General features: G+C 64.8%; 19 protein-coding genes. 8 read left to right on the top strand and 11 right to left on the bottom strand.

Annotation, left to right across the window (positions count from 1 at the left end):
- Positions 1 to 14 precede the first annotated feature (14 nt).
- The 3 genes from ACTDXD_RS06665 to ACTDXD_RS06675 are packed head-to-tail and all read left to right on the top strand — an operon-like array spanning position 15 to position 3,744.
- On the top strand, positions 15 to 1,043 hold the full coding sequence (locus tag ACTDXD_RS06665) for an acyl-CoA dehydrogenase family protein (RefSeq protein ID WP_330150889.1): 1,029 nt from the start codon (positions 15 to 17) through the stop codon (positions 1,041 to 1,043).
- Entirely contained in the window at positions 1,040 to 2,191 is a 1,152-nt protein-coding gene (locus ACTDXD_RS06670; protein ID WP_440126343.1) for an acetyl-CoA acetyltransferase, read from the top strand. Before ACTDXD_RS06665 ends, ACTDXD_RS06670 begins: the two co-directional genes overlap by 4 nt.
- Positions 2,188 to 3,744, top strand: a complete 1,557-nt coding sequence (locus ACTDXD_RS06675) for a class I adenylate-forming enzyme family protein (RefSeq protein WP_330150891.1) — start codon at positions 2,188 to 2,190, stop codon at positions 3,742 to 3,744. The genes ACTDXD_RS06670 and ACTDXD_RS06675 overlap by 4 nt, the downstream gene beginning before the upstream one ends.
- An 83-nt stretch (positions 3,745 to 3,827) precedes the next feature.
- Here the strand turns inward: ACTDXD_RS06675 and ACTDXD_RS06680 are convergent, their stop codons facing one another.
- From ACTDXD_RS06680 to ACTDXD_RS06700, 5 genes are all read right to left on the bottom strand, one after another.
- The gene (locus tag ACTDXD_RS06680; protein ID WP_330150892.1) at positions 3,828 to 4,961 is read right to left on the bottom strand and encodes an NDMA-dependent alcohol dehydrogenase; all 1,134 of its coding nucleotides are present in this window, start codon (positions 4,959 to 4,961) and stop codon (positions 3,828 to 3,830) included.
- Between the two features lie 72 nt (positions 4,962 to 5,033).
- A complete protein-coding gene (locus ACTDXD_RS06685; RefSeq protein ID WP_330150893.1) occupies positions 5,034 to 6,467 on the bottom strand; it encodes an aldehyde dehydrogenase in 1,434 nt (477 codons plus the stop codon).
- Positions 6,468 to 6,712: 245 nt separating this feature from the next.
- A complete protein-coding gene (locus ACTDXD_RS06690) occupies positions 6,713 to 8,245 on the bottom strand; it encodes an ABC transporter substrate-binding protein (protein ID WP_330150894.1) in 1,533 nt (510 codons plus the stop codon).
- The gene (locus tag ACTDXD_RS06695; protein WP_440126344.1) at positions 8,242 to 9,396 is read right to left on the bottom strand and encodes a CaiB/BaiF CoA transferase family protein; all 1,155 of its coding nucleotides are present in this window, start codon (positions 9,394 to 9,396) and stop codon (positions 8,242 to 8,244) included. The genes ACTDXD_RS06690 and ACTDXD_RS06695 overlap by 4 nt, the downstream gene beginning before the upstream one ends.
- Positions 9,380 to 11,677 (bottom strand): CoA transferase, encoded by a 2,298-nt coding sequence (locus ACTDXD_RS06700; protein WP_440126345.1) that lies wholly within the window; start codon positions 11,675 to 11,677, stop codon positions 9,380 to 9,382. The genes ACTDXD_RS06695 and ACTDXD_RS06700 overlap by 17 nt, the downstream gene beginning before the upstream one ends.
- Before the next feature lie 651 nt (positions 11,678 to 12,328).
- Between ACTDXD_RS06700 and ACTDXD_RS06705 the strand changes: the two genes are divergently transcribed.
- The gene (locus ACTDXD_RS06705; protein WP_440126346.1) at positions 12,329 to 13,045 is read left to right on the top strand and encodes a tyrosine-protein phosphatase; all 717 of its coding nucleotides are present in this window, start codon (positions 12,329 to 12,331) and stop codon (positions 13,043 to 13,045) included.
- Positions 13,046 to 13,103: 58 nt separating this feature from the next.
- Positions 13,104 to 13,295: a ferredoxin gene (locus tag ACTDXD_RS06710; protein ID WP_330150898.1), complete on the top strand. Its 192-nt coding sequence runs from the start codon at positions 13,104 to 13,106 to the stop codon at positions 13,293 to 13,295.
- A 102-nt stretch (positions 13,296 to 13,397) separates the two neighbouring features.
- Here ACTDXD_RS06710 and ACTDXD_RS06715 read toward each other — a convergent pair whose 3' ends face one another.
- Both ACTDXD_RS06715 and ACTDXD_RS06720 read right to left on the bottom strand, forming a co-directional pair.
- Complete coding sequence (locus ACTDXD_RS06715) at positions 13,398 to 13,745, bottom strand: nuclear transport factor 2 family protein (RefSeq protein WP_330150899.1); 348 nt, start codon at positions 13,743 to 13,745, stop codon at positions 13,398 to 13,400.
- Positions 13,742 to 14,353 carry a TetR/AcrR family transcriptional regulator gene (locus ACTDXD_RS06720; protein ID WP_330150900.1) on the bottom strand — a complete coding sequence of 204 codons (612 nt, stop codon included), beginning with the start codon at positions 14,351 to 14,353 and terminating at the stop codon, positions 13,742 to 13,744. Before ACTDXD_RS06720 ends, ACTDXD_RS06715 begins: the two co-directional genes overlap by 4 nt.
- An 86-nt stretch (positions 14,354 to 14,439) precedes the next feature.
- Here ACTDXD_RS06720 and ACTDXD_RS06725 point away from each other — a divergent pair, with 86 nt between their 5' ends.
- Positions 14,440 to 15,702, top strand: a complete 1,263-nt coding sequence (locus tag ACTDXD_RS06725; protein WP_330150901.1) for an FAD-dependent oxidoreductase — start codon at positions 14,440 to 14,442, stop codon at positions 15,700 to 15,702.
- Positions 15,703 to 15,733: 31 nt separating this feature from the next.
- Here ACTDXD_RS06725 and ACTDXD_RS06730 read toward each other — a convergent pair whose 3' ends face one another.
- On the bottom strand, positions 15,734 to 16,747 hold the full coding sequence (locus ACTDXD_RS06730) for a DUF2889 domain-containing protein (protein WP_440126347.1): 1,014 nt from the start codon (positions 16,745 to 16,747) through the stop codon (positions 15,734 to 15,736).
- A gap of 175 nt (positions 16,748 to 16,922) precedes the next feature.
- Here ACTDXD_RS06730 and ACTDXD_RS06735 point away from each other — a divergent pair, with 175 nt between their 5' ends.
- Together ACTDXD_RS06735 and ACTDXD_RS06740 are read left to right on the top strand one after the other, a co-directional pair.
- On the top strand, positions 16,923 to 17,774 hold the full coding sequence (locus tag ACTDXD_RS06735) for a hypothetical protein (protein WP_330150903.1): 852 nt from the start codon (positions 16,923 to 16,925) through the stop codon (positions 17,772 to 17,774).
- A complete protein-coding gene (locus tag ACTDXD_RS06740) occupies positions 17,767 to 18,570 on the top strand; it encodes an MBL fold metallo-hydrolase (protein WP_440126348.1) in 804 nt (267 codons plus the stop codon). Before ACTDXD_RS06735 ends, ACTDXD_RS06740 begins: the two co-directional genes overlap by 8 nt.
- Positions 18,571 to 18,804: 234 nt before the next feature.
- Here ACTDXD_RS06740 and ACTDXD_RS06745 read toward each other — a convergent pair whose 3' ends face one another.
- The 3 genes from ACTDXD_RS06745 to ACTDXD_RS06755 all read right to left on the bottom strand — a co-directional run bounded on the left by ACTDXD_RS06745 (position 18,805) and on the right by ACTDXD_RS06755 (position 20,879).
- Positions 18,805 to 19,641, bottom strand: coding sequence for a TauD/TfdA dioxygenase family protein (locus tag ACTDXD_RS06745; protein WP_330153624.1), 837 nt, complete (start codon positions 19,639 to 19,641; stop codon positions 18,805 to 18,807).
- Between the two features lie 96 nt (positions 19,642 to 19,737).
- Positions 19,738 to 20,616: a LysR family transcriptional regulator gene (locus tag ACTDXD_RS06750; RefSeq protein ID WP_330153625.1), complete on the bottom strand. Its 879-nt coding sequence runs from the start codon at positions 20,614 to 20,616 to the stop codon at positions 19,738 to 19,740.
- Positions 20,616 to 20,879, bottom strand: a complete 264-nt coding sequence (locus tag ACTDXD_RS06755; RefSeq protein WP_440126349.1) for a hypothetical protein — start codon at positions 20,877 to 20,879, stop codon at positions 20,616 to 20,618. The genes ACTDXD_RS06750 and ACTDXD_RS06755 overlap by 1 nt, the downstream gene beginning before the upstream one ends.
- Positions 20,880 to 20,973: the final 94 nt, after the last annotated feature.

A 20,973-nucleotide genomic window follows, 5' to 3' on the forward strand; every position in this document is an offset into this window, starting at 1 on the left:
GAAAGCGACTGATCATGGATCTCCTACCTTCAGACGAGCAACGCGAGATCATCTCCGCTGCTGAAAATTTCATCGCCGCGCGGATGCCTGTCGAGAATATCCGGCGGCGTATCGACGAACCGATGTCCGTCGACATCGATATCTGGCGCGAAGGCGCTGAGCTCGGCCTGACCACGCTCGGGCTTCCCGAGGAACACGGCGGCTCCGGACGCGGACTCGACGACGAAGCGCTGCTGTTCGCAACGCTCGGACAACACCTGGCCACCGGCCCGTTCCTCGCCACCTCCCTCGGAGCGAGGATCGCCGCGCACTGCGGAGACACCGACCTCATCACGAAAATCACCGATGGCCGTACCCTGGTCGGTCTCGCCGAACTGCGTAACGACGGTGCCGTCGGTCCGGACGGCTTCAAGGGCACATTCGATCTCATCGACGCGGCGGGCGCCGGCCACCTGCTCGTTATCGCCGAGGACGGAGCCGCACTGGTCGAAGCCACCGAATTCACCGGCGTCAAAACCCTCGAATCCATCGACCCCGGGACCCGGTTGGCCACCGCCACCGTCACATCGGGTCGTATTCTGCACTGGGTCTCCGCCAGTGCGGATCCGATCCGGACGCGGGCACTGTTGCTGTCGGCGGCGGGCCTCGCCGGAGTCGCGCAGGCGGCCGCCGACATGGCCACCGAGCACGCGAAGACCCGGGTGCAGTTCGGACGGCCCATCGGCGTGCATCAGGCCGTCAAGCACGCCTGCACCGACATGGCCGTGCGGGCCGACGCCGCACGCTCCCAGGTCTACTTTGCTGCCGCGGCCCTCCAAGCCGGCCGCAGAGACTCCGACTTCCAGGTTCTTGCGGCAAGAATTTCTTCCTCGCGTGCCGCAATCGACAACGGCGCCGCCAACATTCAGATCCAGGGCGGGATGGGGTACACCTACGAACACAATGCCCATCTCTTCCTCAAACGCGCACATGTCCTGTCCCACCTCGTCGAAGAGCCCACCGCCGCTCTCGCCGAATTCCTCGAGCAGGGAGCCCCCCAGTGAGCCGCAAAGTAGCTGTCGCCGGAGTCGCACTGTCCGATGTCGGTCGGGTCGACAACAAGAACGCCTACGAACTCATGGCCCAGGCGAGCCGTCGGGCGCTCGCGGATGCCGGACTGTCCCCCTCCGATGTGGACGGCCTTGCCTCCACCGGCCAGGGCACGCTGCCCCCCACCGACGTCGGTGAATATCTGGGCCTGAAGCCTCGGTGGATCGACTCGACCACCGTCGGCGGTGCGTCCTGGGAGGTCATGCTCGCGCACGCCACCGATGCCATCGCGGCCGGCCATGCCGACGTCATCCTACTCACCTACGGCTCCACGGCCCGCGCCGACCTCCGCAAGGGTCTACGGACAGCGAACGTCAACTGGGGATCGCGCGGCCCCCTGCAGTGGGACGCCCCGTACGGACACACCCTCATCTCGAAGTACGCCATGGCTGCGCGTCGTCACATGTACCAGTACGGCACGACCATCGAGCAGCTCGCCGAGGTCGCGGTGTCCGCACGATTCAACGCCAAGGACAACCCGGAGGCGTACTACCGCGATCCGATCACCATCGAGGACGTGGTGTCGGGGCCGATGATCGCCGATCCGTTCACGAAGCTGCACTGCTGCATCCGATCGGACGGTGGCGCCGCTGCAGTGCTCGTGGCCGAGGACCGTGTGAAGGACCTCAAGTCGGACCCGGTCTGGGTACTGGGTACCGGCGAAGCGACCTCGCACATGCTGACCAGTCAGTGGGACGACGTCACCGTGGGTCCGGCTTCGGTCACCGGTCCGCTCGCTTTCTCGCGGGCCGGGGTGATGCCGTCCGACGTGGACGTCGCCGAGATCTACGACGCCTTCACCTACATGTTACTGCTCACCATGGAGGATCTCGGCTTCTGCGAGAAGGGCGAAGGTGGCAAGTTCGTCGAGTCCGGAGCACTGCGACTCGGCGGCTCGCTGCCCACCAACACCGATGGTGGCGGACTGTCGGCGTGTCACCCGGGCCAGCGCGGACTGTTCCTCATCGTCGAGGCCGCGCGGCAATTGCGCGGGGAAAGCGGACCGCGGCAGGTCCCGGACGCGAAAATCGCATGCGTGAGTGGTACCGGCGGCTGGTTCTGCTCCAGCGGCACCGTGCTCCTGGGTTCCGAAGAACCGTGACCGCGCTCGAGACCTCTCCCCCGCTGCGCGCGGAGGAGTTCGCGAACACCGGCGACCTGCTCGACGCCGCGGCACGCGTCCACGGCGACCGCGACGCGTACGTCGAGCCAGGTACGGCGCGGATCTCGTTCGCGAAGTGGGTTTTCCGGTCACGTTCGCTCGCGGCGCACCTGTCCGAACATGGCGTCGGAAAGGGCGACGTCGTCGCTCTGATACTGCCGTCAGGCATCGACTACGCAGTGTGCTTCGCCGCGATTTCGATACTCGGTGCGGTCACCACCGGCGTCAATCCGAGGCTGGGCCCACGCGAGACGGAGGCGATCTTCGAACAGTCGCGCCCAGTGCTCGCTATCCGTGACCCCGATGCGGGTCTGCGCGAGGTGCCCGCAGGTTATCCGGTGATGTCCCGCGCGGACGCGGTCGCTGCAGCAATGGCGGGGCTTGGAGTGACGCCCTCGGTAGCAGTCACGCGCTCGGATCCGGTCACCATCGTCTTCACCAGCGGCACCACAGGCCTGCCCAAGGGGGCCTGGTTCGACGCCGACAACCTTGCCGCATCCGCCGCCGCGGCCGGCGTCATGAGCGCCCCGTACGACCGTCGACTGACGGGCACTCCGTTTCCCCACGCCGGTTACATGTCCAAGCTGTGGGACCAGTTGATCTGGGGCACCGCGGTAGTCACGGGCCCGGTTCCGTGGTCGGCAGCGGGGATGTACGCGGTGCTCCGCGACGAACGCGTCACGGTTGGCGGCGGCGTCCCCACCCAGTGGGAGAAACTGCTCGAACTACCGGGCCTCGATCGCTCCGCTTTTGTGCACCTGCGCGTCGGCGTGGTCGCCAGCGCGCCGGCCTCACCCGCACTCGTCTCGCGTGTCCGCGACCTGATCGGAGTGCCACTGGTCGTGCGGTACGCAATGACCGAATCCCCCACAGTCAGCGGCACCGAACCGGACGATGCGAGAGAGATCCAGTTCCGGACGGTGGGCCGGCCCCAGCACGGCATGACGGTCCGGGTCACCGACGACGACGGCCGGGAGCTGCCCCGCGGTGAGGTCGGCCGGATCCGCATTCGTGGAGGCTGTGTGACCCGGGGTTACTGGAACAACGACACGCTCACCGCCGACAGCTTCGACCGGGACGGCTTCTTCGTCAGCGGCGACCTCGGATATTTCACCGGCGAAGGCAACCTGGCGTTGGCCGGACGAGTCGGCGACATGTACATCCGCGGTGGTTTCAATGTGCATCCGATCGAGGTGGAACACACCATCGGTGAGCACCCGGACGTGCGACAGGCCGCTGTGGTCGGTCACCCGGCCCCGGTCATCGGTGAGATCGGTGTGGCATTCGTCGTTCCCGAGGATCCCGAAAGCCCACCCTCGCTCGAGGATCTGCGCACGTGGTCGCGTGCGCGGCTCGCCGATTACAAGGCACCCGACCACATGATCGTCGTCGACGCGATTCCTCTCAACGCCATGGCGAAGATCGATCGTGTTGCCCTGCGTTCCCTTGCCCAGGAACATCTTTCTCGCACCCCTGCGGTTCGGCGGCGCTGAGCTCACCGATCCGAGACCTCTACGACACTGCCCCTGCCGGTCGATGACCGGCAGGGGCAGTGTCGTAGAGGGAACCCGCCGGATCAGGCGCCGGCTGCCTCGGCCGCCGGGTACCGAAGTACGCCACGGATATTTCGTGCTGCGCGCATGTCGTCGAATCCGTCGTTGATTTTTTCCAGAGGATACGTCCGGGTCACCATCGCATCGAGATCGACCGACCCCGAGCTCCACAGCTCCAGCATCTTCGGAATATCGGAGCGTGGATTGCCCGACCCGTAGAGGGTCCCGACGATGCGCTTCTCCATCAGAGCCAGATCCATCATGCTGATGGACACCTCCTTTTCGACGAGACGGTGCATGTTGGCCACCACGAGCCAGCCCCGCTTCGCGACCATCCTCAGTGCCTTGGCGATGAGCTTGCCCTCACCGACGCCCATGGCACAGATGAATCGGTCGGCGCCCCGGTTCCAGGTGGCTTCCTTCACCACTTCCGCTGCCTCCTCCCAGGAGGCAGCGACGTGGGTTGCACCCAGCTCGATCGCCTTCTCGCGCTTGAACTCGCTCGGGTCGATCACCGTGATGGTGCGCGCACCGGATAATTTCGCACCTTGAAGCGCTGCCGCACCGATGCCGCCGAGACCCGCAACGACCACATTGTGGCCCGGTTCGATCTCCGCGGCGTAGACGGACGCACCCCACCCCGTCACGAATCCGCATCCGAGGAGGCAGGCCCGGTCGAGAGCATGGTGGGGTTCGATCTTGACGCAGCTGGCCTCGTTGACGACGGTGTGATGCGCGAACGTTCCGAGCGCCGACGAGATCGACAGGTCCTGGCCGCGTGCGTGGTGCCGGCTGCCGCCGTCGAGGATCTGCCGACCGCGACCGATCAGGGCGCCGAGATCACACAGGTTCTGGTGCCCGGTCGAGCAGGACGGGCAGCGACCGCACGCGGGGACGAAGCTGAAGACGACGTGATCGCCGGGCTGCAGCCAGGACACGTGCTCGCCGACCTGCTTGACCACACCGGCACCCTCGTGCCCGCCGACGAACGGGATCTGGAACGGCATGTCTCCCAGCAGGATGTGTTCCTCGGTATGACACATCCCCGACGCGTGCAGCTCGACGAGCACTTCCCCGGCTTTCGGTGGATCGAGCTCGATCGTCTCCACGGACCACGGCGCGTTGTGCTCCCAGAGGATCGCGGCCTGAGTCTCCATGTGAATCCTTCCGTGCATGTCGGCGCCTCGGCGCCGGTGAGAGTTGGTTACGCGTTGGACGGTCGATCGGGGTCAGCGGATGATCGACTGGAATTCGAGGTACTCGGCGAGGCCTTCCGGTCCACCTTCCCGACCGAGGCCGGACTTCTTGAATCCACCGAAGGGAGCGCCGCAGTCCAGGGACGGAGCCGAGTTGATCGACACCGCGCCGACGCGGAGCTGTACCGCAATACGATTCGCCCGCAACGTGTCTGGCGACCAGACCCCTCCTCCCAGGCCGTATTCCGAGTCGTTGGCCAGAGCGACGGCGTCGTCGTCGCCCTCGTAGGGTATGACCACGACGACGGGACCGAACAGCTCGTCACGGGCGATGGTCATGCTGTTGTCGACGTCCGCGAGAACCGTCGGGGCCACATACCATCCGGTGTCGAGGCCCTCGGGTCGCGCACCACCGACGACAATCCGTGCGCCCTCGTCCACCGCCTGTGCGACGTAGCCTTCGACGCGGTCGCGCGCGGTGGCGTTGATGAGCGGGCCGACGTCCGTGGCGCGGTCCGAGGGATCTCCCACGGTCAGGGCACCGACGGCGTCGCCGAGTGCCGCGACCACCTCGTCATAGCGTGATCGGGGTGCCAGGATCCTGCTGCGGGATACGCATACCTGGCCGTTGTTGCCCATCACGCCGCCGACCAATCCGGCGATCGTCGTATGGTCGAGTACGACATCGTCGAGGAGAATCGCTGCTGATTTGCCACCGAGCTCGAGACTGCACCGGCGGATGTCCGCGGCGCACAACGCGCCGATGTGAGCACCGACCGCGGTCGAACCGGTGAAACTGATCTTGTCCACACCGGGGTGCGTCACGAGTGCCTCGCCGGTCGCGGCGTGGCCCGACACGATGTTCACGACGCCCGGAGGCAGGTCGGCCTGCTCGATGATCTCGGTAAAGAGCGAGACTGCCAGAGGAGCGTCCGGGGCCGGCTTGAACACGATCGTGCATCCGGCGGCGAGGGCCGGGGCGAGCTTGAGACAGGCGGTGAACAGTGGCGCATTCCACGGCAGGATGGCACCGACGACGCCGACCGGCAGCCCGCGGACGTGGACTTCTCCTCCGGTCATCGACGGGCGCACCTCGTCGAACGGATAGTCGGTCCCGATCTTCTCGTAGGCTCGAAGCACGCCGAGGGTGCTCATGATATGGACGAATGTCGATGCGCGGCGGGGTGTTCCGACCTCGGCCGAGAACAGCTCGGCGAAATCGTTCTTCCGTGCCTCGAGGCCGTCCGCGAGCCGGCCGAGTGCAGCGGCGCGGTCCGCAGGGCTGTACGACGCCCACTCACCGTGCAGCGCTGCGCGGGCTGCGTCGACCGCCTGCCCCACCTCTTCCGGAGTGGCTTCCGAGACGTATCCCAGTACCTCTCCCGTCGCAGGTGAGGCCACCTCGATACGTTCGCCCCGGCCGGGATGCCACGCACCGGCTACGTAGATTCCATCGAACGTCCGCATCGGACTCCTTTCGACCGGGAGCGTGGATCCGCTCCGCAGCCACGTGGTGCGGTTGTACCGCCTGCCATGGTCTTCATTGATTCTGGCAGTCATGTCACTTTTCGGCAAGAGGTCGATACCGAGGGTTCCATCCCTTGCTCCCGGTTGATTCCGGATACTGGAGCACAGCTCCTCTGACGCTGACGTCATGAACAGGACTCCTGAAGATCGATCCCGTCCCGGCGACTACAGATCCCCGGCATCGCTCACGGACGCGGATACAGATCGCGCACATTGAACGGGCCACCGTGGGTGACGACGCCCATCGTGTCGAATCCACCGACCGAGTCGGTATGCACATACGTAGTGGGTGGGGCACAGATGAACAACTCCAACGCTTCGCTCGAGACCGTACGCGAAACGTCCTCCAGCAACGCAACGCGCTCTTCGTCGGAGTGCTGCTGCGTCACCAGTCGGTCGAGGGTTTCCCGCACCCCAGCAGGTAGCTGCCCCTGAAATCGTGACGTCAAGAAATTGTCCCGCAGGGTGATCACAGGATCGGACGAAGCCCCTCGAGAATAGGAGAACGCATCTGCCGTCCCACCTTGCCACTGCGCCAGAGCGTCGTTCAGGTCTGCGGCCTGAACGTCGAGTTCGATGCCGACCTGAGCGAGCTGATCCTGCATCGCGGCCGTCACAGGTACGAGGCTGCCCCCCGTCACGACCTTCAGCCGGAATCCGTCGCCGTACCCCGCGGCCTGCAGGAGTTGCCGTGCTTTCGCGGGGTCGTATGTGTACTTCACAGAAGGATCGTCCACGTGCCCGGCGATACCTGCCTGGAGCGGCTGCCCGGTCGGCGCGCAACGGCTGTCGAGCAAGCCCTCGTTGATCGCGTCCCGGTCGATCGCGTAGTTCATCGCCCGCCGGACATCGGGGTTGTCCAGTGGTCCACGGGTACTGTTCAGGTACATGGCCCACCACGTCGCATGATCGATCTCGGTGAGCTCGTACCCTCCGGAATCGACGAGGGCCCGAGCATCGCGAAGCTGTGGCAGCCGGACCATGGACGCCTCGACCTGACCGCTGCGCTGCGCGTTGAAGCGGGCGTTGTCATCCGGGATACCAAGAATTTCGAGAGTGTCGAACGCCGACAGTTCCGTGTCCCAGTAGTCGGCGTTCTTCTCGTACTCTGCACGGTCATTCGGCCGGACCGATACGAGCCGGTATGGGCCTGACCCGGCATCGAGCTGACTCAAATCGTGGTTCATCAACGCCGGATTGATGATGCTCGCGGGTGTGGTCGCGAATGCGAAGATCGCGTCGGCACGCGGCGCGTTCAATGCGACAACGACGGTCCGATCGTCCGGTGTCTCGATACCGTCGACGAAGGAGAAATACTCCGTCACGGTCGATCCAGGAAGCGTTCGCGCGCGTTCGATGCTCGCTTTGACCGCCGTAGACGTCACGGGGGTGCCATCGTGGAACGTCACGTCGTCGCGAAGCTCGAACGTGATGGACCGCATGTCCGGGCTGTACGACCACGTCTCGGCGACCATCGGCTGCAGCGTCGTAGCGTCGTCCGTCTTGTCCACCCGAATCAACTGGTCGTAGATCGGGAAAATGTACGGCTCCATCGCGAGCGGACTCCGCGCGAGATGCGGATCGAACGTGGTGGGCGCGAGAATCGAGGCGATGCGCAGGCGTTCTGCCGCATCGGAATCCCCGTCGCTGCCCCCGCACCCCGCAAGCACCAGGGCCGCTACCGATATCGCCACACACAGTCGGGTTGTTCGCCTCATTCGACACTCCTCTGATAACTTCCGGGACTCGCCGTCACAGACGATGGGTTCTTCCATAGTTCGGATGCGGTGGTCGCCTGCATCGGAGGCGGAGCCGGGGGTTCTGCCGGTGTGCGGGAGAATCTCGGCGCCGGTGCCGGCTGCACGACACCGGCAAGTTCCTGAAACACTCTGCGACTCGCCATATGTGGATGCTCGGGCGCCTCGGCGAAGTCGAGGACCGGAGTAACGCATGCGTCGGTTCCGTCGAAGACGGCCGTCCATTCGTCGCGTGTCTTCGTCGCGAACCTCTCCTCGAACACGGTGCGCAACTCGGCCCACCGCGACCTGTCATGCTGTTCCGGGAGCGACGCCGCCGGTAACCCGAGGCCCGTGACCATCTGGTGGTAGAACTCGGCCTCGAGCGCACCGACCGCAACGTATTTCCCGTCGGCGCACGCGTACGTGTCGTAGAACGGCGCTCCGCCGTCGAGCAGGTTCGTGCCCCGCTCGTCCGACCACTGACCCGCAGAACGCAACGCCCACAGCAGATGACCCAGCATCGGGGCACCGTCGACCATTGCCGCATCGATCACCTGCCCGTGACCGGATCTGTTTCGTTCGTGTAGTGCCGCAAGGATCCCGACGACCAGGAACATCGATCCGCCACCGAAATCGCCCAGCAGGTTGAGCGGCGGTAGCGGGCGCTCGCCGGCCCGTCCGACTGCGTGGAGCAGTCCGGTGAGGGCGATGTAGTTGATGTCGTGCCCGGCTCGGAGGCTCAGCGGGCCGTCCTGTCCCCATCCGGTCATCCGGCCGTAGATCATTCGCGGGTTGCGTGCCAGGACATCGTCGGGTCCGAGACCGAGCCGTTCGGCTACACCCGGTCGAAATCCCTCGATCAGGATGTCGGCACGGTCGATCAGCGCGAGAATCGATTCCTTGCTTTCGGGGTCCTTGAGATCTGCTTCTACAAGAATTCGACCGCGGAACTGCGGATTCCGCGGGCCGACAGGACCGAAATTGTAATCGGGGCGCCGGACACACGCGACCTCGGCACCGAGGTCCGCCAGTATCATGGCTGCGTGCGGTCCCGGCCCGATCCCCGCAAGTTCGACGACTCGCACACCGGCAAGCGGCCCGCCTCCTGCCACATCACGAGGTACGGACACTCGTCTCCTGTTCCTGTACCGTTCGACGGCCTCCCAGGACCTCGTCGATCCGGGCATTCGGGTACCCCACGCCCGCGAGCACCTCTCGGGTGTCCTCGCCGACCGTGAAAGACCTTCCCGGAGAGTCTTTGTCGTCATTCCCCCACTCCACGAAGGTGCGGACCATGCGCAACCTCCCGAACTGCGGATCGGTGACGACGTGCGAGAACCGGTTTTCCTGGAGGAACGGGTCCTCGAGCGCACCCTGCTGCTCGAGGACACGGCACGCCGGCACGCCGTGCTTGGCGAGGAGGGCTAGCGCTTCCTCGACCGTGCGCGTTGTCAGTACCGATTCGATTTCGGCGAGGTCACCGATCCCGAGTGCCCGGAGAAGAGCCGTCGTTCGATCGGCCCCGACAGCGGCGACGGCAATCCATCCGTCGGTGCAGGCGTAGAACCGGTGGCCGTCCGCGGGACCCGGATGGTCCACTCCACCGCGCTGCGGTTCGGGGCGACCCGCATATGCCGTCAGTTCGCTGCCTTGGAGAAATATCGACGTGCTCGCGAGCGACGCCCATACCTGTTGTCCGACGCCGGTAGTGCCACGCTCGTACAGTGCTGCAAGTACACCGAGGGCCCCGAGGGCGCCCGTGCAGGTGTCGTGCGCGGGCATCGGGGCCGCGAGAGGTTGGGCGTCACCGCCTTGCGCGGCCGCCATGCCGCTCAGCGACTGAAACACCGGGTCGAATCCCGGCGCTGTCGCGTAATCGCCGGCACGACCATAGGCGGACACCGTGCACTGCACCAACTCGGGACGCTCACGTTGCAACACTTCCGGGCCGACGCCGAGCTTGTCCAGACGGCCCGGGCGCAGATTCTCGACCAGGACATCTGCTCTGCGAACGAGATTCAGCAGCGCGTCGCGTCCCGGCTCGGTGCCCAGATCCAGCACCACCCCGCGTTTGCACTGATTCACGGAGATGAACGACAGGGTGAACGCGCGGTAGGGATCCCCGTCCCGCGGTTCGACCTTGATCACCTCTGCGCCGTGATCCGCGAGCAGCGACGCGACCAGAGGAGCTGCGAGGAACGTAGCGGCGTCGATCACCCGGATACCCTCGAGGGGACGCTGTCCCGACGGAGCCGCGGCGTCCATGGTCCTGGTGCGGCGCGGCCAGATCTCCGGTGTCCGCGACCTCTCCACAACGGCAGCGCGGGGGGTCTGCACTCGACTGCGGGAGAATGCGATCGGCACGTCGGGCATGGTGACTTCGCCCAGCACGTCGTGTTCGATCGTGGTCATGCCGTGATTGGCCGCGACGATGTCGCTCACTGCCCACTCGGCCCTCGTCCGGACGGGCGCGCACGGCACGTCTGCAGCAGCGAAGGTGCTGATCCAGTGACTACAGGGCTCCGTCGCGAACAGCGACTCGAGTTCGTGTTCGACCGCTTGCACTCCCGGGCTGCCGACGACCATCAGGTTGGTGAACTCTCCGCCGACCTCCGGAAGCACCAGGATGTCCATCCGATCGAGTGCATCGAGGGCACGGAAGAACAGATCCGGGGTCAGCGTGGCAAGGAAGAACCATTGCCCGTCCGATGCCTGGTACATGCGCCAGAAGGGCAACGAGCGCACCGAGCGGCCGGGGCTGAAGACGGGTTGGTCGACTCCCTCGATCATCATCGTCGCCATCTGTGTTGCAGCGGCGTGCACACCGCTGACAACGGCGGTGTGCCCTGCTCCCGTTCTGGTGCGGCCCACCAATCCGGCGACAGCGGCCCCTGCCCCGAGTGCACCGTGAAGAAGCGAGGTGGTTGCGACGACTGGCGCCACCGGCCGATCTTCGACACAGGGGTACCGGCCTGCGACGCCGCCGACGGCATCCAGCAGCAAGGGGTCCTCGTCGAGTTCCGCCCACCTGCCCGACGCTGCATACGGGGGCATCCACACGTGTGTCAGTCCGGGATTCCTGGCCTGGATTTCCTCCGCGCGTAAGTGCGATGCCGTGAGCCCGGCCGGTGTGTGGTCGACGAACAGGACGTCGGCTCCCCCGATCGCATTTTGAATCTCCTCGGCCCCCAAGGGCACGAGTCGTTTTCCTCGGTCCCACCACACTTCACCGGGATTCGCCGGTATGGCCGGGTCCGGCAGGACGTCGACTGCCCGCACGACGTCGGCCCCGAGGTCGGCGAGGAGCTGTCCGGCGATTCGTGCGGCCCGTGTCGTCGACACCTCCAGGACACGGATGCCGCTCAATGGACAATCACTGCCGCCTTCGTGCGACGCGGAAGGGCTGGTCATTTTCCTGCCTCAATTCGATGCTGTATTCGGTCGGGTCAATCGCTTTCGTTGCCGTGCATGGCGCCGCAAAGTAGCGGCCCTCGCATCTCCGGTGAAAAACTCCAGTTGGCGTCGCGCTTCGACTTCGACGAACCGGTCGAGGGGAGTCGTTCCGTGTCGAGAAAGTTCTGTTTCATCGCCCGCCACCCGCACGCCGAGCGTCTGAACACCCGGGTCAGACCGAGACTGCGGCTGCGGCTGCGGCTGCGGCTGCGAAACACTGGCAATTGCGTCCGCGCTCACGACTCCGTGGCGGTTTGCCATGATCGGACACCTTTCGTAGAGGAGACTTCTCGTCGAGAGAGCCGGGTCCGTCACCGGCCGGAGCGGGTATTCACCTCGGATCAACGCGTCGCGGCGTATCGCCGGCAGTAACGAACTGTGAAGCACATCACCACCGATCGAGACGGTAATCCGATTACTCATCGCGGTCAACAGGGTTACTGCAGCCCGGCGGCCGAGACGGGAGGATCGCTCGTTGCTCGATTGCCATCGCACACCGTCGAATCCTTGGATCTGACGATGATGTCACTTAGACTCGGTGGACCGGCGCGGACGACAACCCCAAAGCCGTCACCCACGCCCCACCATGACCCGCAGAAGGAAGCAGATGTGATCGAATCCGGCACTGCCGCACACACCATCACCACCCTGGCCAATCTGCGCGACGTAGCCGGACTACCGATGGGGGACGGCGGCACAACCCGCTCCGGAGTGCTGTACCGGAGCGACGCACCCCGAACGGACGACGCAGTACCGGCACACGTTTCGTCCTGGCCGCCGCGTGTCGTGGTCGATCTTCGATCGCATCGTGAGGTGCAGCGTTCACGATGCGAGTGGCCCCACCAGACCACCGTGCATCACCATCCGCTACACGACGCCGCTGCACCTGGGGTTACCCCGCCAGGAGATCTACCGGAACTCTACGATCTCATCCTCGACTCCGGCGCTGCACGCATCGCCGCACTCGTCCCATTGGTGGCCCACGCGGACGGGCCCGTACTCGTCCATTGCGCGGTGGGCAAAGATCGCACCGGCGTCGCAATTGCCGCGCTACTGCTCGCCGCCGGAGTTCGTCCCGAAGCAGTGATCGCGGACTATCTCGCCACCGCGCCGAACATGCCCGCACTGCGACAGCGGTGGGCCTCCGTTCAGTCGCGCTCGACCCGTCCACTCCTCGGCGCCCACTGGTTCGAAACGCCCGAACCGGCAATCGCCGCGGTCGTCGAACGGATCGCCACCGCACCGGGAGGGCCGGGAGGGTGGCTCCGGGACCACGGGGCGCGCGATATCGATCTGCACAAGTGGCGTGAGCGAATTCGCGCGTAGCAACTTCAACTTTCGTACCGAACCGAACAGCAGTCACCCACCGAAACGGAGTACCTCCATGCGAATTCATATCGACGCTCTGCAGTGCGAAGGACACGGCATGTGCGCTGCAACAGCGCCGGACCTTTACGATCTCAACGACGACGGCTTCGCGACGCCGACGGACTTCGAGGTTCCGCCGGGATCAGAGAGTTCGGCCGAATCCGGCGCGATGGCGTGCCCGATGGGAGCGATCAAGGTTCAGCACTGACCTCGAGTGATGGCGCTCGAACTGGAGGAATAGGGCCACGGAGCCGGTGGACCACTCGGCTGACGGCCCCGTGGCCGGAACATCACTCCCCCTCGAGCGCGTTCAGTGTTCTTTCTTCTCGCGCGCAGAACTCCAATAGTCGCGATTGGTGGCAACCTTGCCGTTGCGCAGGGTTCCGATCGAGGTCCCACGTATTCCAGCGGGCCGCATGATCCACTCGGCTGCGAACTCGTCGCCGTCGGCGATGGTTGTCACGACCTCGTAGGTGGTCCCGGGCGTAAGCTCGAGAGCTCGCTCGACGAACGCGCGCGCCTCCACAGCCCCTACTGCAACGTGCCCGGTAGGGACATCTTCGACCACGATATCGTCGTCGAACCAAGCGCAGATTTCGTCCGCATCGGCGGAATCCCATGCTGCATAGTAGCTCTTCATCCAGCCGTTGTCGGTCAAGACCGTTCTCCATTCGTTGTCGGACCCGCTGTGAGTAAGCGACGCAGCGCTGCGTCGAGCGGTTCGGTGCGGTTGTTCCCGAGGCGGTTTCCGACCGCCACGGCAAGTGCGGGATGCGTCGCACCCTTTTCGGCGAGCCCGCGTGTAGCGAGCCAGCCGACGAACATCAGATAAGTCGCGGTAAACAATTCGCGCGCTTCCTCGTCGCTGAAGCCCGCTTTCCGCAGGATCCCGAGCGCGGTATCGGTGAGGCGGCCGGCTGCGGGCGAGGGCCGGGTGACCGTCAACGCATACACGCCGGTACCCGGGTACCGCAGGAAGGTCCGGTCCATCGCGGTGACCATATCCATGTATTGCTCGATCCACGGGGCATCGGCGTCCACTGTGATGTCGACCTGTGCGGCCACTGCTTCGACGACTCGACTGACGAGTCCGTCCGTGTCGCGCAGGTGGTAGTGGACAGCAGGTGCGGTGACTCCGAGTTCTTCGGCCACCGCCCGCACCGTCAGCCGTTCGAGGGACGAACGTTCAACGACGCGCAGGCCTGCCTGCACCACATCTGTCTCGGATATGGGCTTGGGCTGCGTTCCACCACGGCGGCGAGCCATCCGGCACCTCCTCGATCGTTCGAATTCGGTCTAGCCGACGCACACGCCATTATGTCACAATAAATGGGTTGATTTACAGTGGGTAAATGACTCTTGGCGGCATCGGAGGTAGTGGGATGGACTGCGACGTCGTGATCGTCGGTGGAGGCATCGGTGGATGCGCACTAGCGGTCCGTCTGGCCACAGCCGGCCTGGAAGTGACCGTACTCGAGCGGGAACCCGTCTACAGGGACATGGTCCGGGGTGAGGCCCTCATGCCATGGGGCTATCTGGAGGCTGTGGAACTGGGTGTCGCAGACACGCTCCTCGCAGCCGACGGAATGTCGGTGATCACCCGGATGGTTCCGTACGACGAAGCATCCTCCGTCGAGACGGCACAGCGTCTCTCGAGCGACCTGTCCTCGGTCGTGCCCGGATCCCCCGGAGTGATCGGCGTCGGACATCCCGAACTACGCGAAGCACTTGCCGCAGCAGCAACCGAAGCGGGGGCGGTCCTCATTCGCGGCGTGCACCGAACTGCAATCGAAGTGGGGCCGGAGCCACTTGTGACCTACGAGATGGACGGTGAAAACCATTCACTGCGTTGCCGACTGGTGGTCGGCGCGGACGGCAAGACCTCCACTACCCGGGCTGCACTCGGGGTCACATTGTTCGCAACCCATGCGAGGGTCAAGCTCTCCGGCATGCTCGTCGACGACGGCGGGGTGTGGGACCGCTCCGTGACCACGATTGCCATCGACGGACGCAACCAGTTCATAGTCATCCCGAGACAGGACAACCGACTGCGGCTGTACGTCGGACGCCGCACGAGCGATCCTACCCCGATCAAGGGACGCACCGCGATCCCCGAGTTCCTCGAGTCGTACCGCACGCCCATCTTCCCGGACCCCCAGACACTTGCGGAGTCGACACCCATCGGTCCGTGTGCCACCTTCCCGATGAACGATGCGTGGACGAGCGAAACCGTTGTTCCCGGTGCAGTATTGATCGGCGACGCCGCCGGGTGGAGCAATCCGGTGACTGCGCAGGGACTCAGCGTGACCTTGCGCGACGCGCGCGTGCTGGCCGAGGCGCTCCTGGATCACAACGAATGGACCCCACAGACCCTCGCCGGATACGCCGAGGAGCGTCAGAGACGCATGGCGAGATTGCGGTTCGCCAGCGCATTGTCGGACTTGCTCGCCGGCTTCGGTTCGCCCGACCGCGCTGCCAGGCGGTCACGTATGCGCAGTGCGCTCAGGGAGAATCCCGAACTCGGCGCAGCGCTCGGAGTCGTGCATTCCGGTCCATGGAACGCGCCTTCCGATGCATTCTCTGCCGACATCCTCACGACTTTGGCTCTGGCCTGACCTACCTCCGACTCGGTCGGGATGCGCGACATCAGTGCAAGGCCGCCAGCTTCATCGGCAGCTCCGCGACGTCTGCCACGGACCGCAGCAGGTCATTGAGATGAGTACACGACCCGACACCCCTGAATTCGCCTACCACAAGGGGTGCAACATCGAGCACGGTCCTGCCGATCAGCCGGTCCACTGCGACCACAGCACCCGAGCATTCCGGCCAGGGCAGCACACGCGGGGTCGCCACCGCACGGACGATCTCGAGCGTGTCGGCCCTGACAGTCAGGTCCAGGTGGTACTCGTGCACCACCGTCTCGACGCAGTGCTCGTCCACGTAGCTATCGCGGAACATCGCGTCTACGACGAGGTCCCCTTCTCTGCGGACATCGATCCGCCGCAACCGCCGCATACCTTTCGCAGGCAAGGCGTCCAGGTGATGCCACGCGAGCGGGTCGGGCCCGCGAACGAGGTCCGGCGCGGGCGGACCGATCACCACGGGCGCAGTGCCGTTGGTTTCGATACCGCCGATGAACACTCCACCGGTGGCGAATCCGGCACAATAGTCCGCGCGGGGAAGGGCACTCGTCCGTGGAACCGGTACAGCGGTGACGGCGGGATCCTCACGAGTGAGTGCGTAACCGGATATCACCGTCGCCACGGGTACGTCGTCAAGTACGCGGTGGAGCAGCGAGTGCTCCCGAGCACCGTTCGGGAGCGCTGCCGCGAGTGCGGACCGGAACCCCGACCCGGCACGAACGCCCACCAATGCGGTCAGATCCGGACCCGCCTGCCCCGCATCTGCGGACATCACAGTCCGACCACCAATGAAGTCGATCTCCACAGCGCTGTGCACGGTGTCGAACTGCACCGGCGAGCCGTCACCATGAGTGCCGAGATCCCTTCCGCTGCCGTGCAACAGCAACTGACCCTCGCGACCGTCGGGGCGGAGGATGGTGACCGCGGTCGTGCGCCGCACGGAATACGGCAATCGCGCCGGAGTGGAATCGGTCGGATTGTGCACCCCTCTCCGCAGTACCCACGAGTTCTCGCCCACAGCTTTCCTCCGCATCGCTCTACCCTTGCCGATAATGTACACTGTCGTCAGATCCGGGATATCATGGTCGGAAGTGCACATTTTCGATAAAAATACTTGCACAGCAACGTATCTCGATTATCTGAGGCACACATCGGCTATGCCGGCCATCGCCCGAACGGATCAGGAGTTGTCCATGACTTCCCAGCCTGTAGAGCTCGTGCCCGATGCGCTGTACGCAGTCGGCGACGCGGCACCGAACGACGGACGCCTGTCCTGGGCCTCTCCCGGCACGTCGGCGTTCGAGCCCGTCAACTCTTTTCTCCTCGTCGAAGACGGGCACGCCCTCCTCATCGATCCCGGTGTCGCGGCGCATGAAAGCACGATGCTCGGCCAACTGGGCGAGATCCTCGGGCCCGAAACGAAATTGTCGGTGTTCTGCACGCGATTCGAAGGTGACTGTGTGACCGCACTCGGTCCGGTCATTCGCGATTTCAACGTCGTGAGCATCTTCGGCGGCGGTGTGAGCAATCCCTTCGACTTCTTCGAGGACGTCAGCCCGCAGGAACAGATCCGCACCGACCACCACATCGAGATCCTTCGCAAGAAGGCCGGAGACACCATCGAGGTCGGCCCGGGACGCAGCGTCGACCTGCTCTCGACCTCACTCCGCGTCCTGACCACGTTCTGGCTGTACGACGAGCGCACGGGCACCCTGTTCACCTCGGATTTCTTCGCATATGAGGGACTCGATCATGCGGATCGATCCGATCTGGTTCGTCACACGACCCCGGACACGTTCGACCGCAGCGCCGCGGCACGCCGCCTGTTCACGAAGATCGACTGGTTGCTGCTCGCCGATCCGGCACCGTTCGTCGAAGAACTGGACCGGCTCTTCGACACCTACGACATCCGTGCGATAGCTCCTGGTCACGGTCGGATCATCGTCGGGCGTGAGACCGTCCGTTCCTACTACGAGCTGACCCGCGAGCTTCTGCTGACCTGCGGTCGAGCTCACTCCACAGGAGAGGTTCCCGTTCATGGCTGAGCCGTTTCGCGAGATCGCCCCGGGCCTGTTCTGGCTGGGCGACTGCCTGAAGTTCGAGTACGGAGACGAGATCTGGCACGGTCACGTCTCCACGTACCTGGTGGTCGGCGACGACCGGACGTTGCTGCTCGACACCGGTCACCCCGCCCACTGGGGCGTCGTCGAGTCCGCACTCGACGAGCTGCTCGGCGATCGTCCCCTCGACCTCGTTCTGCCCACCCACCCGGAGATGCCCCATGCCGGAAATCTTCCCCATCTGGCACGCAAGTATCCCGGACTCACCGTGGTCGGCGACACTCGCGACTACCACCTGTACTACCCACAACTGGCCGATCGGCTCGCGCCCACCCCGGTCGGGGACCGCATCGATCTCGGTGGACGCGAGATCCACCTGCTGCCTGCGATCTGGCGCGACCTGCCGAATACGGTGTGGGCCTTCGATTCCGGTAGCGGAGTGATGTTCGTGGCGGACGGATTCTCGTATTCGCACCACCATCTCCACGGTGAATGCCGCTTGTATTCTTCGGAGTTGCCGCAGGCCCCGGACCTCGAGCAGACGGTGTTCCTCAACGAGCGGGCACTGTTCTGGACTCGGCACGTCGATTCCGGGCACAGCGAACCGGACCTCGAGGCCCTGTTCGAACGGTACCGTCCCACGCTCGTAGCACCTGCCCACGGCAGCGTCATCGACCGTCTCGACGAGATGGTGGAACTGCTGAAGGCCGGAATGGCCGAGAGCCGCAAGCAGAACCGGCTCGTCGCGGCACGGTGGGCACCGACCGACGGCACCCGATAGCAGTTCGCTGGACCAGAGCATCTCCCTGCAACAACACGAAACGAGAAGGCTGCTGCGCACTCCGCACATACGCTGCGGAACACGGCGCGAACCCTCCACCCGTGATCCCGACGGTCGGTCGTTGTTCCCGAACTTTCGATCACCGGACCGAGTCGCCGAGCAGGCGGCATCACCTGACCGGACTCCCGCCGGCGATGCAGACATCAGGAAGCGTCGCCGACCGGAGTCCGTCCGTCAGTACGGCCGATTACCAACGATTGTGACCCGCTCCATGATACGGGTGCCCTCCCCTATGTCATTGCAGGCATAGTGCTGAGTGGATCGGTTGTCCCAGAAGGCGACCGTGCCGGGTCGCCAGCTGAGGCGGCATTGGTATTCGGGCTTGCTCGCCTGGCGATACAGCAGGTTGAGGAGGGCGTCGCTCTCGCAGATGTCCATGCCCACGATGCGCGAGGTGAAGGGCTCGTTTACGTAGAGGATCGGGGCGCCGGTGTCTGGATGTGTACGCACCACCGGGTGCTCCACGGGTGGATATTTCTGCGCCATCGCCGCTTTCCGATCTGCGGTCACGCCTGCGCCGAATGCCTTGTCGAAGTCATGGATCGCTCGCAGCGGTCTCACCGCATTCTGCAGCTCCGGGCTGAGACCATGAAACGCTGCCTCCATGTCTGCCCATAGCGTGTCGCCGCCGACCGGTGGGAGTTGCTTTGCGCGCAGGATGGATCCAAATGACGGCTCGGCACGCCAGCTCACATCAGAGTGCCAGAAATCCTCGCCGTACGGACTCAGTGACCGCGCGGATTCGGTGCCGGGAGATCGATTGAGAACTATCAATTCGGGGTGGTCCCGGTTCGCTCCGATGAAGGGATGGATTTCGAGCTCGCCGAAGAGTCTGCCGAACGCGACGTGCTCGGCGGCCGTGAGCTGGTGCTGGTCCCGAAAGAACAGCACCTTGTGTTCGACCAGTGCCTTACGGATCTCAGCAACCGTGTCGGTCGGCACCGAGCCGGACAGTTCGATACCGCGCACCTCGCAACCGATACGAGATGTGAGTGGATGAAAATCGATCATTTGCTTTCCTCCGTCGGAGTTGGTCTGTGAGATCCAGTTCACCGGCCGGCCTTCGCAGAGTCCAAAGAATTCTGTCGATGCGATGTATAGCGGACGTCAATGCCCGGTGAATTCCGCCAGCGTGAGCCGCAGAAAAGCGACCGGGGCCGGATCGAGTTTTCCATGCTGGTAGACCAGGCCTATCTTGGTCGTATGGGTTGGGGAGATGGCCTTGACGCGCGTTCCCGCTGGTATTCTCTCCGCAGAGAGCGTCGTCAGGCAGGCTCCTACACCGCACCTCACCAGCTCGAGGGTTGACTCGTAGTCATCGTTCTCAACGGTCGCGGACAGGTGCGCGCCGTGCGTAGTGAAGAACCGATCGAGCGCGATGCGGGTCGGGTTCCCCGCGCTCGGCAAGATGAGCGGAAGTTCGCAGACCTGTTCAGGCGTCAGATGAGCCTGATTCGGACGGGGCTCTGTTCCGGGTGGCAGTAGTACCGCCAGCGGTTCGGCCCCGAGCTCGACGGTGTGGACATCGGATGGTGCTCGATTGATCCGGGCGAACGCCAGTTCACATCCGCCGCCGGCGACGAGCGTGTAGACAGCTGCGTTCGAGCGAGGGTGAAGCACTGTCATCTTCACGTCGGGATAGCGCCGCCTGAAGGCCGCCATGACGTGCCCGATAGGGCTCGTGAACGAGTGGGAACTGACGATACGGAGGTGACCGGCCGTGATCCCGTGCAGCGCGGCAACCGTTGTGCTCAGATCGTCCAGCTCGGCGACCACGCGACGGGCGTGATCTACCACGACATCACCTGCCGGCGTCGGTGTTACGCCGCGTGCCGACCGGTGGAACAGCTTGAGCCCGAGTTCCGACTCGAGCTTCGCGACGGCATGGGAGAGCGTTGGCTGCGTGGCGTGCACCGCGGTCGCGGCGTGGGTGAATGAGCGGTGCTCAGCCACCGCGAGCACATACCGCAACTGTTGGATCTCCATCACGCCACCTGAATGATTGTCTTGCCCGCAGCGCGCCGATGCGCAACCGTCGCGAGCCTTTCACCGGTCTGCTCGAGTGAGAACAGGGAGTCGACCATGGACCGGATGAAGCGTCCGGCCCACCGAAACTCTCGACGAGCCGGCTCGTCAAGTGATCTGTCAAGATGGTCGATGTCGACGCCCAGTTGGTCCGCTCGAACTCGGGCGCAGAGACGATCGGGTGCATACTTCACGGTGCGGGCGGCGTCTTTGGTCCGCTTCATCGGGGCGTCGCGCTCGTTCGGGCGGTCATACCTGCTCCTTTGTCGGGTCCGACACCGGTCTCCTACCAGCTGATCTGCAAGATGACCGAGCCAC

Source organism: Rhodococcus sp. SJ-3 (assembly GCF_051918125.1).
GTDB lineage: Bacteria > Actinomycetota > Actinomycetes > Mycobacteriales > Mycobacteriaceae > Rhodococcus.